Raw genomic sequence first — 14,254 nt, 5'->3', positions numbered from 1 at the left:
TGTGCGCTTCCATCAGCGTTCAGTGCCATTCGCCGCATTGCACCATGACGTTTCGCCCGCTATCGGTCTTGGAATCGAGAGAGGGATTTAGCCATGCGTATCGAAGCCGTGCCCACCGGAAAGAACCCGCCTGAGGACGTCAACGTCATCATCGAGGTGCCGATCGGCGGCGAGCCGATCAAATACGAGATGGACAAGGAGGCCGGCACGCTGTTCGTCGACCGCTTCCTGCACACCTCGATGCGCTATCCAGGCAATTACGGCTTCGTGCCGCACACCCTGTCGGGCGACGGCGACCCGATCGACGTTCTGGTCTGCAACACCCGCGCGCTGGTGCCGGGCTGCGTCATCAATGTGCGGCCGATCGGCGTCTTGATCATGGAGGACAATGCCGGCCAGGACGAGAAGGTGATCGCCGTCCCTTCGCCCAAGCTGACGCTGCGCTACGAGAACGTCACCGAATACACCCATCTGCCTGAGATCACGCGCCAGCAGGTGCAACACTTCTTCGAGCACTACAAGGATCTCGAACCCGGCAAATGGGTCAAGATCGAAGGCTGGCACGATTCCAAATACGCGAAGAAGATGATCGTCGACGCGATCGCGCGTGCCAAGGCGGCCAAATAAAGGCTATCGAACCGCCTTCTCGCCGCCGGCCGCCGTGATCACCCCGACGATGATCAGCCCGGTCAGCACCAGCCGCACGCCGGCGCTGACGCCGAACGTATTGAGCATGGTGAGCAGAAGCACCAGGAACAGGCCGGCGCCCCAGACGCCGGGCACATTGGCCTTGCCGCCGGCGACCGAGGTGCCGCCGATGACCACGACCGCAATCGAGGCGAGCAGATATTCGTTGCCGATATCGACATTGGCGCCGCGGAAATAGCCGGCAAGCAGCGCCCCGTCGATGCCGCCGAGCGCGCCGCACAGCGTGTAGGTGAGGAAGCGGATGCGGCCGACATGCACGCCGGCCAGCCAGGCGGCGCGGATGTTCTGGCCGATCGCCAGCACCGAACGGCCGTAGATCATGCGCTGCAGCGCAAGCGCGGCACCGATGGTGAAGATCACCGTCAGCATCGCCAGAACCGGAATGCCCAGCACCTGCCAGTTGGTGAAGTCGGCAAAGCCCGGCGGCGGCTTGATCTGCAGGCCGCGGCCGTAGCTGATGTCGATCGACTGGATGATGAAGCTCGCCGACAGGGTCGCGATGATCGGCGGGATGCGCAGCGCCCAGATCAATAGATAGTTGATGCCGCCGATCGCGGCGCCGCAGGCGAGCGCGGCAAGCAGCCCGACGAGGATCATGGCATCGCTGCCGCCCATCACCTTCATGGCGACCGCGCTTGCCAGCCCGATATTGGCCGGCAGCGACAGGTCGACATTGCCGGGTCCCAGCGTGATGACGAACATCTGGCCGACGCCGACAATGACGGTGAAGACGGCAAGCGAGAGCGCCGCCGTGACCATGCCGCCGGCGCCGTAGCCGCCGGTGAAGCCAATCGTTGCCAGCCAGACGACGACCGCGCCGACGAAGGACCAGATCCAGGGTTTTTCAAGCAGAGTTCTCACCGAGGTCATCGCTCACCGCTCCCTGCGGCTGATCAGCACCCGAGCCGCCAGCACGATGATCAGGATCGCGCCATTGGCGGCCACCTGCCAGTCGGGCGGGATGTGCATGAAGGTCAAGAGCGGCGAGGCGGCCAAAGCCAGCGTCAGCGCGCCGATGACCGCGCCGATCGGCGACACGCGCCCGCCCACGAACTCACCGCCGCCGAGGATGACGCCGGCGATCGAAAGCAGCGTGTAGCCATTGCCTATGTTGGCATCGGCCGAGGTGGTGATGCCGATCAGCGCCATGCCGGAAAGCACGCCGAACAGGCCGGTAAGCGCGAACAGCACGATCTTGGTCTTGAGCAGCGACCAGCCGGCGCGCCGCAGTGCCGCGGCGTTGCCGCCCGAACCGCGCAGGATGACGCCATAGGACGTGCGCATCAGGCCGAAATGCACGACCGCGGCGATCAGCAGCGCGGCAAGGATCGGGAACGGGACGTAAGGCGGCTTGAACGACATGATCGACAGCAGCCAGTCCGGCGCCTTGCCGCCGGGCTTGGGCAGGATGAGGATGGCGAGTCCCTGCCAGACGAAGCTCATGCCGAGCGTCACCACGATCGAAGGCAAATTGCGCAGGTGGATCAGCGCGCCAAGCAATGCATAGACGCCGATCGAGCCGATGAGCACGAGAATGCCTATGAGCGGCGCGTCTCTCAGCCAAGTCGCGGTGACACAGCCGACGAATCCGACGAACGTCCCTATGGACAGATCGAGCTCGTTGCCGGCGATGACGAACATCTGCGCGATCGTTGCCAGCGCGATCGGGATCGCCAGGTTGAGCATCAGGTTGAAGCCGAAATAGCTGATGGCGCGCGGGTTGAGCCAGGCGATGGCGATCAGCACCAGCGCCAGCGACAGCGCCGGCAAAAGACCGCGCAGCATGCGCGCCCGGGCCGCGCTGCCGCGCGGCGAGGCTTTCGGGAGCGTTCCGGGAGCGATTGCCGTCATCTCAGGCCGCATCGCCGAACGAGGACTGGATGATTTTTTCCTCCGTCAGCTCGTCTCGCCCAAGATCGGCGACGATCCGGCCGTTCTTGAAGACATAGACGTGGTCGCAATTGTCGAGCTCCTCGGTCTCGGTCGTGTACCAGAGGAAGGTGCGGCCCTTGGCGGCCTCCTCGCGCACGAGATCGTAGACTTCGAGCTTGGTGCCGATGTCGACGCCGCGCATCGGGTCGTCCATCAGCACGATCTCGGCGTCGGAGCCGAGCGCGCGGGCAAACAGCGCCTTCTGCTGGTTGCCCCCCGACAGCGAGTAGATGTTGTTGTTCATGTCCGGCGTGCGGATGCCGATCTTCTTCTTCCAGAATTCGGCAAGCTCGGCCTCGCGCTGCGGCGAGATCAAAAGGCCGTTGCGCAGGCGCGTCAGCGAGCGGATGCCGATATTCTGCGCGATCGACCATTGCGAAAAGATGCCGTCCGACTGACGGTCGCCGGCGACCAGCGCCACCGGCGCGGCGACCTCGATGCCGGTCCTGGCGCGGGAGGCGGCCGAGAAGATCGCCAGCAAAAGGTCCGTCTGGCCATGGCCGGCAAGCCCGGCCAAGCCGATGATCTCGCCGGCGCGGGCGACAAGCTCCTTGTCGTCCTGCTGCCTGACCGGACGCGCGCGAACCCTGAGCGCGCCGCCCTCGGCCTTCCGGGCTTCGGCAGCGGCCTTCTGATGGCCTTCGGCGCCGCCCATGGCAGCGACCAGCCTGTCGCGGTCGAAAGCGCTTGCGGCATCAGCCGCGACCACCTTCCCGTCGCGCATCACCACGATGCGGTCGGCGTTCTGCAGCACCTCGCCCAGCACATGCGAGATCAGGATGCAGCTGCCGCCCGCCGCCACGAAGCGGCGCACGAAGGATAGCAATTGCCCCGCGGTGTGCGCGTCGAGCGACGAGGTCGGCTCGTCGAGGATGACCAGATGCAGCGGCTCGCGGGTCAGCGTGAAGGCGCGTGCCACCTCGACCATCTGCCGCCGCCCGATCGAGAGGTCGCCGGCAATGTCATCCGCCGAAATGCCGTGGCCGGGGAAGATCTCGTCCAGCTTGGCGCGGATGAGGTCGGCGGCCCTGCGCCGCCAGCCGAAGCCGGTGAGCGAGGGATGGTTGATGCGCGTGTTCTCGGCGACGTTGAGATTGGGGCAGAGCGACAGCTCCTGGAACACGCAGCGTATGCCGAGCTCCAGCGCGCGCGCCACCGAATAGCTCGCCTCCTGATTGCCGCGCACGGCGATCTGCCCGCCATCCGGCCGCAGCGTGCCGGCCACCATATGCATGAGCGTCGACTTGCCGGCGCCGTTATGCCCGACCAGCCCGACGCATTCGCCGGCGCCGACATGGAAGTCGACGCCGTTAAGCGCCCGAACGGCGCCGAAATGCTTTTCGGCGCCGTTGAGCCTGACGATATCCGCAATAGCCTGGAGCATCCTCAACTTTACCCGGTTGGCGATGCGGCTGGCAAATTCGCGCCGCGACTACTTGATGTTGGCCTTGATCGCGGCGATGGCGTCTTCCTGTGTGTATTCGTGCGTGGCGACGCCGCCTTCCTTGATCTTCGGCAGCGCAGCCTCGAAATCGTCCTGGGTGAAGGCGAGATAGGGCACCAGCAGGTCGTGCGGGATGTCCTTGCGGCCGTCGAGCACCTGCTGCGCCACCCAGAAGGCCAGCGTCGACACGCCGGGGGCGATCGAGGCCGACCAGGTCTTGTAGCCGTCCTTCTCCTTCTGCTCCTTCCACCATTTCAGCTCGTCTTGGCGGTTGCCCATGATGATGGTCGGACGCGGCTTGCCGGCGGCGGCGAAGGCTTGCGCGGCGCCATAGCCGTCGCCGCCTTGATCGACGACGCCGACGACATCCGGCAGCGACGGCAGGATGGTCGCCACCGCCTTCTGCGCCGTGGTCTGGTCCCAGTCGCCAGTTACCGAACCGACGATCTTGAACTCGGGATGGGCGGCGACGCCTTCGAGGATGCCGGCATGGATGGCTTCGTCGATCGAGGTACCGGCGAGACCGCGGATTTCCAGCAGATTGCCGCCCTTAGGCTGGAACTTGGCCATCTGCTCGACTTCCTGCTTGCCCATGTCCTTGAAGTCGACGACGACGCGGTAGGCACAGGGCTCGGTCACGGTGCCGTCGAAGGAGACGACCACGATGCCGGCATCGCAGGCCTGCTTGATGGCGCCGTTCAGCGCATCGGGCGACGCCGCGTTGATGACGATTGCATCATAGCCCTGCAGGATCAGGTTCTGCACCTGCGCGGCCTGGGTCGGCACTTCCTTGTCGGCGGTGGTGAAGACATCGGCCGCGGCGACGATCTTGTCGTCGACCGCCTTCTTGGTGACGATCGCATAGCTGTCGAGCATCGCCTGGCGCCAGGAATTGCCGGCATAATTGTTGGAGAAGGCGATCTTCTTGCCGCTGGTGTCGGCAAGCGCGGTGCCCGAGGCGAGCATCGCCGCGAATGCACTCAATACGAGTAGTTTCTTCATGTCGGTTCCTCCCGAGGTTGCTGCTGTTAACAGATGGACGTAACGCGAATGCTCTGTTTTTTATCTATTGTCAGACAAATTCAGAGGAACCGCAAGCTGTCAACTGCAAAGCATTGGCACTGCTCGATCAACTTGCGGTGCGACGATTGAAAAGACGGCGACTCCTGGTCTAGGAACGCGGCAGGAGGCCAATGCATGGCAGTGACGCCGACCGTTGCCAAAGGCGCGCCCGGAATTCCGGCGCGCTGGACGTCAAGCGCAAAGAGCGGCGTCGGAACCGCCCTTTCGGCAAAAAGCCCGCTCTGGTTCACCACCAGCCACGGCATCCTGAACGAAATCTATTATCCGCGCCTCGACAGCGCCTGCACGCGCGACCTGGGGCTGATCGTCACCGGCCCCGGCGGTTATTTTTCCGAAGAGAAGCGCGATGCGGCCCACACCGTCGAACCTTTCGAGGATGGGGTCCCCGGCTACCGGCTGACCAATACCGCCTCCGACGGCGCGTATCGGATTGAAAAGCGAATCATTACCGACCCGAAACGACCTGTGCTGCTGCAGGAAGTGGGTTTCAGCGCGATCAAGGGCTCGGCGGCCGACTATCGCGCCTACGCGCTGCTTGCGCCGCATCTCGTCAATGCCGGCATGGGCAACACGGCCTGGATCGGCGAGCATAAGGGGCAGCGCCTTCTCTTCGCCACCGGACGCGGCGTTTCGCTCGCGCTCGCCTCGTCCTTGCCCTGGGGTGCCTGCTCGTCCGGCTATGTCGGCTTCTCCGACGGCTGGCAGCAGCTGCACGATAACGGCGCGCTCGATCCTTCCTGTCATACAGCCGAAAACGGCAATGTCGCGCTGACCGGAGAGATCGGCTTTTCGCCCGGCAGGACGGTTGCCTTGCTGGCGCTCGGCTTCGGCGCTTCGCCCGAGGAAGCCGCCGATTTTGCCCTTGCAAGCCTGCAACAGGGTTTCGAGCCGGCCGCGAAGACCTATGTCGAGAACTGGCGGACATTTCAGGCAGGGTTGGAAAAACTCGACCGCCGCGCCGCCTCCGGTCTGAACTCTTACCGCGCCAGCACGGCGGTGCTGGCAACGCATCTGTCGATCGCGAGACCGGGCGCCGCCGTCGCCAGCCTGTCGATCCCCTGGGGCTTCAACAAAGGTGACGACGATCTCGGCGGCTATCATCTCGTCTGGCCGCGCGACCTGGTCGAGACGGCGGGCGGTTTCCTGGCGGCCGGCGACGGCAGGCAGGCGCTGCAGATCCTCGCCTATCTGCGTTCGATCCAGCAGCCGGACGGCCATTGGCCGCAAAATTGCTGGTCCGACGGCACCGCCTATTGGCCCGGCATCCAGATGGATGAATGCGCCTTTCCGCTGCTGCTTGCCGATGCGTTGCGCCGCGCCGGCCATCTGCCGGAGTCGAAGCTCGCCGACTTCCTGGCGATGATCGAGAACGCGGCCGCCTATGTCGTGCGCAACGGCCCGGTCACCGGCGAGGACCGGTGGGAAGAGGATGCCGGCTACAGCCCGTTCACGCTGGCCGTGGAAATAGCGGGGCTGCTTGCGGCGGCCGACATGCTGGACGCCTGCGGCAAAAGTGAGCCGGCACACTATCTGCGCGAGATCGCCGATTGCTGGAACGACCAGGTCGAGCGCTGGACCTATGTGACCGGCACGCAGGCAAGCACCAGGGCGGGAATCGAGGGCTATTATGTCCGCATCGCCCCGCCCGACGATGGCAGCGCTGCCTCGCCGAAGGACGGCTTCGTGCCAATCAAGAACCGGCCGCCGGGCGACAGCGACAAGCCGGCCGAGGCGATCATCAGCCCGGACGCCCTGGCGCTGGTCCGCTTCGGCCTGAGGGCCGCGGACGATCCGCGCATCCTCAACACGGTCAAGGTCATCGACGCCGAGCTGCGCTGCGAGTTGCCGCAAGGTCCGCTCTGGTACCGCTATACCGGCGACGGCTATGGCGAGCACGAGGACGGCTCGCCTTTCGACGGCACCGGCCGAGGGCGGCCGTGGCCGCTACTTGCCGGCGAGCGCGCCCATTACGAGCTGGCCGCCGGCCGCGGGGACAGGGCGGCGCAGCTGCTTGAGACTTTCGAACGTTCGGCCGGCGTGGGCGGCCTCCTGCCGGAGCAGGTCTGGGATCGCCCGGACATGCCTGACCGCGAGCTGTGGCTGGGCAAACCGTCCGGCAGCGCGATGCCGCTGGTCTGGGCGCATGCCGAGCACATCAAGCTGTTGCGCTCGCTGCGCGACGGCGCCGTTTTCGACCTGCCGCCGCAAGGCGTCGAGCGCTATATCAAGGGCAAGACGGTCTCGCCGCTGCGGATCTGGCGCTTCAACAACAAGATTCGCTCCATTCCGGCCGGCAAGGCGCTGCGCGTGGAATTGTCGGCGCCCGGCGTCGTCCATTGGAGCAGCGACAAATGGTTGACGGTGCAGGACAGCAAGACGGCCGAGAATGCGTTCGGCATTCATCTGGTGGATTTGCCCGTCAGCCGCCTGCAGCCGGGAACCACCATCGTCTTCACTTTTTTCTGGCCCGAGGCGATGCGTTGGGAGAATGTCGACTTCAGCGTCGGCATTGACGCTCAATCGTGATCCGGCAGGGCCATTGGACTCTCCTTTCCTCAAGCAATCGGGATGAAACCATGCAGATCGGAATGATGGGACTGGGCAGGATGGGCGCCAATATGGTGCGGCGCCTGATGCGCGACGGCCATGAATGCGTCGTCTACGACATCAATTCGGCAAGCGTCGCCGGCATGGTGAAGGACGGCGCGGTCGGCGCCGCCTCGCTGGAGGAGTTCGTCGGCAAGCTCGCCAAGCCGCGCTGCGCCTGGCTGATGCTGCCGGCCGCGATCACTGGCAGGATCGTCGACCAGGTGGCGGCGCTGATGGAGCCGGGGGACATCATCATCGACGGCGGCAATTCCTATTATCACGATGCCGTCGACCAGGCGGCGAAGCTGGCAGTTAAGGGCATCAACTTCGTCGATGTCGGCACCAGCGGCGGCGTCTGGGGCCTCGAGCGCGGCTATTGCCTGATGATCGGCGGCCCCGACGAGGCGGTGAAGCATCTCGATTCGGTCTTCGCCACGCTGGCGCCGGGCGCCGATCCGGGCGCCAATCCGCCCAAGGATGCCGGCACGGCGCCCTTCGGCTATCTCCATTGCGGACCGAGCGGCGCCGGCCACTTCGTCAAGATGGTGCATAACGGCATCGAATATGGCGTCATGGCCGCCTATGCCGAGGGCATGAACATCCTGAAGTCGGCCAATGCCGGCAAGCGGTCCAGGATAGCGGACGCCGAGACCAGCCCGCTCGAAAACCCGCAATACTATCAGTTCGACATCGACCTGCCGCAGGTCGCCGAGGTCTGGCGGCATGGAAGCGTCATCGGCTCCTGGCTGCTCGATCTCACCGCCGGCGCGCTGAAGAACGACCCGTCGCTTGCCCAGTTCGGCGGCCGCGTCTCCGATTCCGGCGAAGGCCGCTGGACGCTGAAGGCGGCGATCGACACCGGCGTCCCGGCGCCGGTGCTGTCCTCGGCGCTGTTCGACCGCTTCTCTTCCCAGGGCGAATCACAATTCGCCGACAAGCTTCTGTCCGCCATGCGCTATGCCTTCGGCGGCCATGTCGAGAAGCCGAAGGCCGGCGCGTGAGGGGAGAGACTGCATGAGCCAGGAGAGGTCCGACACGCTGGTGCTTTTCGGAGCGACCGGCGACCTTGCGCATAAGAAGATTTTCCCGGCGCTCTACCAGATGGTCGCTAAGGGCACGCTGAGCGAGCCGGTGATCGGCGTTGCCTTCGAGCCTTGGGAGCTCCCCAAGTTGGTGGACCGTGCGCGCGACGGCATCGTCACCGCGCTTAGCCGTGTCGACGACAAGGTCTTTTCCAAGCTCGCCTCGCTGCTGCGCTATGTCAGCGGCGACTACCGCGACGGCGCGACCTTCGAGAAGCTGAAGACGGCGCTGGGCTCTGCGCAGCGGCCGCTGCATTACATGGCCGTCCCCCCGACCATGTTCGAGACGGTCGTGCAGGGGCTGGAGCAGTCCAGCACCGCGCGTGGCGCGCGGCTGATGATCGAAAAACCGTTCGGCCACGACCTGCAGTCGGCGCGCTGGCTGAACCGGGTGCTGCATCTGGTGTTCGACGAGCAGTCGATCTTTCGCATCGATCACTATCTCGGCAAGGAAGCGATCCAGAACCTGCTCTATTTCCGCTTCGCCAACTCCTTCCTCGAGCCGATCTGGAACCGCAACTTCGTCGAGAGCGTGCAGATCACCATGGCCGAGGATTTCGGCGTCGAGGGCCGTGGCAAATTCTATGACGATGTCGGCTGTATCCGCGACGTGATCGAGAACCACCTGCTGAACATCCTGCTGCTTTTGGCCATGGAGCCGCCGGTCGGCCGCTCGGCCGACGACCTGATCGACGAGAAGGTGCAGGTGCTGCGCGCCATCCGCACGCTGACCAGGGACGATGTCGTGCGCGGCCAGTTCGACGGCTATCTGGCCGAGCCGGGCGTCAGGCCCAACTCGCCGGTCGAGACCTTCGCCGCGGTGCGCTTCTTCGTCGACACCTGGCGCTGGCGGGATGTGCCTTTCTTCATCCGCGCCGGCAAGAACATGCCGGTCCACGCCACCGAGGTGATCGTGCGTATGAAGCGGCCGCCGCTCGACGTCTTCGACCCGATCAAGCCGGGCGACGCCAATTATGTGCGCTTCCGCATCGACCCGCAGGTGGCGATCTCGATCGGCGCCCAGCGCAAGGTAGCCGGCGACGACATGATCGGCGAGCAGGTGGAGCTGACCGCGCTCGACGACACCAAGGGCGACATGCCGCCCTATGAGCGGCTGATCGGCGACGCCATGAACGGCAACGGCCAGCTCTTCACGCGCCAGGACGCGGCCGAGCTTGCCTGGCGCATCGTCGGCCCGGTGCTCGGCGACACCACGCCGCCGGCGATCTATGCCCCCAAGACCTGGGGGCCGGTCGATGCCATGCGCGGCTTCGGCCCGCCCGACGGCTGGATCAATCCGGCTAAGTAACTTCCGGGGAGGACGGAATGGCGAAGGCAGCAAAGAAAGCCGCGGCGAGCGGCGATCCGATCGTGCTCACCGTCGATGTCGGCGGCTCGCATGTGAAGATCCTCACCAGCGCCGGCGGCGAGATGCGCCGCGCCGCGTCCGGACCGGGCCTGACCCCGGACCAGGTCGTCTCGTCGGTCAAGAAACTGGCCGAGGGCCTGGACTACGACGTCATCTCGATGGGCTATCCTGGCCCGGTGCGCGACAACAAGCCCTCGCTCGATCCCTTCAATCTCGGCAAGGGCTGGAACGGCTATGATTTCACCGCCGCTTTCGGCAAGCCGGTGAAGCTCGTCAACGACGCGCTGATGCAGGCGATCGGCAGCTATGACGGCGGCCGCATGCTGTTCCTCGGCCTGGGCACCGGCCTGGGCGCCGCCATGATCATCAAGAATGTCGGCCAGCCCATGGAACTTGCTCATCTGCCCTACAAAAAGGGGGCGACTTTCGAGGATTACGTCGGCGAACGAGGCCTGGTGAAGCACGGGAAGAAGAAGTGGCGCAAATACGTTTTCGACGTCGTCGACAGGCTCCGCGCCGCCTTGCAGCCGGATTATGTCGTGATCGGCGGCGGCAATGTCGACAAGCTCGATGAATTGCCTGAAAAATCCCGGCGCGGCGACAACACTCGCGCTTTCGAGGGTGGATTTCGTCTATGGCGCGACAAGGCGCTGATCGTCTGATATTGTTACATTCCAGTATTATTGTTCAAAACAGCGTGTATTGACGCGACAAAACGTTGCGTTGCGCAGATTTGCCGACTAGGAATTCGCCGGCCTGCGGCCCTTGCGGCATTCCGAATTCGCCAACAACGCTCGCAGCGCTTTGATATTACCGCGAAACCGGATCGGTTCCGCGGCCATGCGGCAGAAATGGAGGGACTACGTGGACGAGGACACCAGCACAGCCAAGGAAGTCGACCTGCTCGAGCTCACCGCTCACATCGTATCGGCCTATGTCGCGAAAAACCGCCTGCCCGCTTCGGACCTGGGCGGACTGATCGCCAGCGTCGCCTCATCGATCGGCGGGATCAGCCAGCCGGCGGAACCCGCAGCACCCCCGCCCGTCCCCGCCGTTAATCCCAGGCGCTCGGTGACGCCGGATTACATCATCTGTCTCGAGGACGGGAAGAAGTTCAAATCGCTGAAGCGCCATATCGGCGTGCATTTCGGCCTGACGCCCGAAGCCTACCGCACCAAATGGGGCTTGCCGGTGGACTATCCGATGGTCGCTCCCAACTATGCGGCCTCGCGCTCGCAGCTCGCCAAGTCGATCGGCCTCGGCCGCAAGGCCGAACCGGAACCGGTGAAGCCTGCCAGGGGCAGGAAGGCCAAGGCGACGGCCTGAAATAACGCGCCTGCACCAATGGTTTAAGCAAGCCTGCCGAGGAATCCGCCTTGGCAGGCTTCCTGCTTTTATGGCTTGGATATCGCCACCAGAGCAATTCCCGGAAAAGCGTGAAGCGGCTAGGCTCGTCGCTTCGCCGTAGCCTTTCCGCGAGACGGCAAGACGCTCCACTGGGGACGGCCATGAACTACGCCAGGATGGTGATCGAGAAGGAAGCGCCGGAGGAATATGGCTACGGCCGCATCCGCTACAATCTCTCCGAAAGCTCGATCGCCGACCAGAAACTCTCCGACATCGGTCTCGCGCTGCCGGACCTCACCTTGTTCTATGGCGAGCATCGCGGCGACAAGGACTTGCGGGCGCTGATCGCCGCGCAGGACAAGGGCCTTTCTCCTGGCGATGTGCTGGTGACCGCCGGCGCGGCCGGCGCGCTGTTCATCATCGCCACCGCGCTGCTGTCGGCCAGCGACCATCTCGTGGTCGTGCGGCCGAACTACGCCACCAACATCGAGACGCCGAAGGCGATCGGCTGCGCCATCTCCTATGTTGATCTCGATTTCGACCAGAGCTTTGCCGTCGACATCGATCGTGTGAAGGCAGAGCTGCGGCCGAACAGCAAGCTGATCAGCGTCACCTGCCCGCACAACCCGACCGGCACGATGATGACACGCGCCGACCTCGACGCGCTGGTCGCGCTTGCAGAGAGCCGCAAATGCCGCCTGCTGGTCGACGAGACCTATCGCGACCTCTCCTATGGCGCCCGGTTGCCGTCGGCGGCCTCGCTCAGCCCCGCCGCTATCAGCGTCTGCTCGCTGTCCAAGGCCTTCGGCATTCCGGGCATCCGCATCGGCTGGCTGGTGATCCGCGATCCGCAACTGCAGGAAACTTTCCTCGCCGCCAAGGAGCAGATCGGCATCTGCGGCAGCGTCATCGATGAGGCGATCGCCCGCTCCACGCTCGAACGCCGTGATGCCTTCCTCGCCTCGCTACTCCCCGAAATGGCCAGGCGGCGCGACATCGTGCAGGACTGGATCGACGGCGAGAAGCTGGTCGACTGGGTGCGGCCGCAAGGCGGCGTCGTCGGCTTTCCGCGGCTCAACGTCGATGCCGGCTTCGACCTCGACAAATTCTACACGAGGCTGCTGGAGCAGCACGGCACCTATGTCGGTCCCGGCCACTGGTTCGAGATGCCGAAACGCTTCTTCCGCCTCGGTTTCGGCTGGCCGACGGAAGCGGAGTTGCGCGGCGGGTTGGCGGCCATCTCGGCCGCATTGAGAGGCTGAACGCCCCCTCACCAGAGCAGAGAATTTCGATTTTCTTACATCTGGCGCGGATTTTTTTGCGCGCATGGCATGGCGAACTGGGCTAAAGGGTTGCGGCCGGACCAGCGCCCACCGTGGAAGTGCCCCGCCGGCCATTGTCAAAAAGGGGCCCTTGAATCATGACCGTCGAAACAACGTCACCAGACCAGCGCTACGCCGCGTTCCGGCATCGCCCGTTCCTCAGCTACTGGACGGCGCGCTTCCTCACGACATTCGCCACCATGATCGTCTCGGTCGCTGTCGGCTGGCAGGTCTATGACCTGACCCGCGATCCGTTCGACCTCGGCATTGTCGGCATCGTCCAGTTCCTGCCCTCGCTTCTCCTGGTTCTGGTCACCGGCGTCGTCGCCGACCGCTTCGGCCGCCGGCTGATCATGACGCTGGCGACCCTGGTCGAGGCCGGCTGCGCCTTGGCTCTGCTGCTTCTGACGCTGCGCGGCCTGACCAGCCCTCTGCCGATCTTCCTCGTGCTGGTCATGTTCGGCATAGCCCGCGCCTTCTACGGCCCGGCCTCGTCCTCTTTGTTCGCCAATCTGGTGCCGCAGGAAGATTTCGCCAACGCGATAGCCTGGAACTCGTCGGCCTGGCAGACGGCGACCATCGTCGGCCCGGTCGCCGGCGGCCTGCTCTACGGCGTGTCGGCGGAAGTCGCTTACGCCACCGCCGCCGTCCTGATGCTCGCTGCCGGGCTGCTCATCTTCACCATCCCGAAGCCCGCCCAGCAGACGGCCACCGACAAGCCGACGATGCAGACGCTGTTTGCCGGCTTCGGCTACATCTGGGACGAGAAGATCGTGCTCGGCGCGATCTCGCTCGACCTGTTCGCCGTGCTCCTGTCGGGCGCCTCGGCGCTGCTGCCGGTCTATGCGCGCGACATCCTCGAGCTCGGCCCCTGGGGACTTGGCCTGCTGCGCTCGGCGCCCGGCATCGGCGCCATCTGCGTCGCCGTCTGGCTTGCCGGCCATCCGATCCGCGACCATGCCGGCAAGATCATGCTGGGCTTCGTTGCCCTGTTCGGCGCCTTCACGGTGCTGTTCGGCGTCTCGACCATCACCTGGCTGTCGATCGCGGCACTTGCCCTGCTCGGCGCCACCGACATGTTCAGCGTCTATATCCGCGAGACGCTGATCCAGCTCTGGACGCCGGACGAGGTGCGCGGCCGCGTCAACGCCGTCAACCAGGTCTTCGTCGGCGCCTCGAACGAGGTCGGCGAATTCCGCGCCGGCACCATGGCGGCGCTGATCGGCACGGTTCCCGCAGTGGTGATCGGCGGCATCGGCGCCATCGCGGTCGCCGGCCTGTGGGCTTATCTGTTCCCGGCGCTGCGGCAAGTGCGGCATCTCAACAGCCGGAATTGATCGCGTTCTGATCTAAGCCGCCGGATTCTGACGCTCGGGGC

General features: G+C 64.9%; 12 protein-coding genes. 8 read left to right on the top strand and 4 right to left on the bottom strand.

The features are described from left to right. Window positions 1-93: 93 nt before the first annotated feature. Entirely contained in the window at window positions 94-627 is a 534-nt protein-coding gene (gene ppa / locus LB565_RS14495) for an inorganic diphosphatase (RefSeq protein ID WP_140544744.1), read from the top strand. A 3-nt stretch (window positions 628-630) separates the two neighbouring features. On the opposite strand, the gene LB565_RS14490 is transcribed toward ppa, so the two are convergent. The 4 genes from LB565_RS14490 to LB565_RS14475 are packed head-to-tail and all read right to left on the bottom strand — an operon-like array spanning window position 631 to window position 5,086. Next, on the bottom strand, window positions 631-1,578 hold the full coding sequence (locus tag LB565_RS14490) for an ABC transporter permease (RefSeq protein WP_224585030.1): 948 nt from the start codon (window positions 1,576-1,578) through the stop codon (window positions 631-633). A gap of 3 nt (window positions 1,579-1,581) precedes the next feature. Next, window positions 1,582-2,559 (bottom strand): ABC transporter permease, encoded by a 978-nt coding sequence (locus LB565_RS14485; RefSeq protein ID WP_224585028.1) that lies wholly within the window; start codon window positions 2,557-2,559, stop codon window positions 1,582-1,584. A 1-nt stretch (window position 2,560) separates the two neighbouring features. Continuing rightward, window positions 2,561-4,024, bottom strand: a complete 1,464-nt coding sequence (locus tag LB565_RS14480; protein WP_224585019.1) for a sugar ABC transporter ATP-binding protein — start codon at window positions 4,022-4,024, stop codon at window positions 2,561-2,563. Window positions 4,025-4,072: 48 nt separating this feature from the next. Then, entirely contained in the window at window positions 4,073-5,086 is a 1,014-nt protein-coding gene (locus tag LB565_RS14475; RefSeq protein ID WP_224585017.1) for an ABC transporter substrate-binding protein, read from the bottom strand. A 195-nt stretch (window positions 5,087-5,281) separates the two neighbouring features. On the opposite strand from LB565_RS14475, the gene LB565_RS14470 reads away from it, so the two are divergent. The 7 genes from LB565_RS14470 to LB565_RS14440 all read left to right on the top strand — a co-directional run bounded on the left by LB565_RS14470 (window position 5,282) and on the right by LB565_RS14440 (window position 14,213). Next, window positions 5,282-7,693: a glucan 1,4-alpha-glucosidase gene (locus LB565_RS14470; RefSeq protein WP_224585015.1), complete on the top strand. Its 2,412-nt coding sequence runs from the start codon at window positions 5,282-5,284 to the stop codon at window positions 7,691-7,693. Between the two features lie 50 nt (window positions 7,694-7,743). Further along, window positions 7,744-8,757 carry a phosphogluconate dehydrogenase (NAD(+)-dependent, decarboxylating) gene (gene gnd / locus LB565_RS14465; protein WP_224585014.1) on the top strand — a complete coding sequence of 338 codons (1,014 nt, stop codon included), beginning with the start codon at window positions 7,744-7,746 and terminating at the stop codon, window positions 8,755-8,757. A 13-nt stretch (window positions 8,758-8,770) separates the two neighbouring features. After that, a complete protein-coding gene (gene zwf / locus LB565_RS14460; protein WP_224585011.1) occupies window positions 8,771-10,147 on the top strand; it encodes a glucose-6-phosphate dehydrogenase in 1,377 nt (458 codons plus the stop codon). A 17-nt stretch (window positions 10,148-10,164) separates the two neighbouring features. Next, complete coding sequence (locus LB565_RS14455; RefSeq protein ID WP_224585009.1) at window positions 10,165-10,869, top strand: ROK family protein; 705 nt, start codon at window positions 10,165-10,167, stop codon at window positions 10,867-10,869. A gap of 178 nt (window positions 10,870-11,047) precedes the next feature. Next, window positions 11,048-11,533 carry a MucR family transcriptional regulator gene (locus tag LB565_RS14450; RefSeq protein ID WP_411970647.1) on the top strand — a complete coding sequence of 162 codons (486 nt, stop codon included), beginning with the start codon at window positions 11,048-11,050 and terminating at the stop codon, window positions 11,531-11,533. A 182-nt stretch (window positions 11,534-11,715) separates the two neighbouring features. Then, on the top strand, window positions 11,716-12,816 hold the full coding sequence (locus LB565_RS14445) for an aminotransferase class I/II-fold pyridoxal phosphate-dependent enzyme (protein ID WP_224585005.1): 1,101 nt from the start codon (window positions 11,716-11,718) through the stop codon (window positions 12,814-12,816). Window positions 12,817-12,974: 158 nt separating this feature from the next. Then, entirely contained in the window at window positions 12,975-14,213 is a 1,239-nt protein-coding gene (locus LB565_RS14440; RefSeq protein WP_263488485.1) for an MFS transporter, read from the top strand. Window positions 14,214-14,254 lie beyond the last annotated feature (41 nt).

The organism is Mesorhizobium sp. CA14, from assembly GCF_020165195.1.
Classification (GTDB): Bacteria; Pseudomonadota; Alphaproteobacteria; order Rhizobiales; family Rhizobiaceae; genus Mesorhizobium.
Note: the sequence above shows the minus strand (reverse complement) of the source record. Positions and strands in the feature narration are given on the sequence as shown.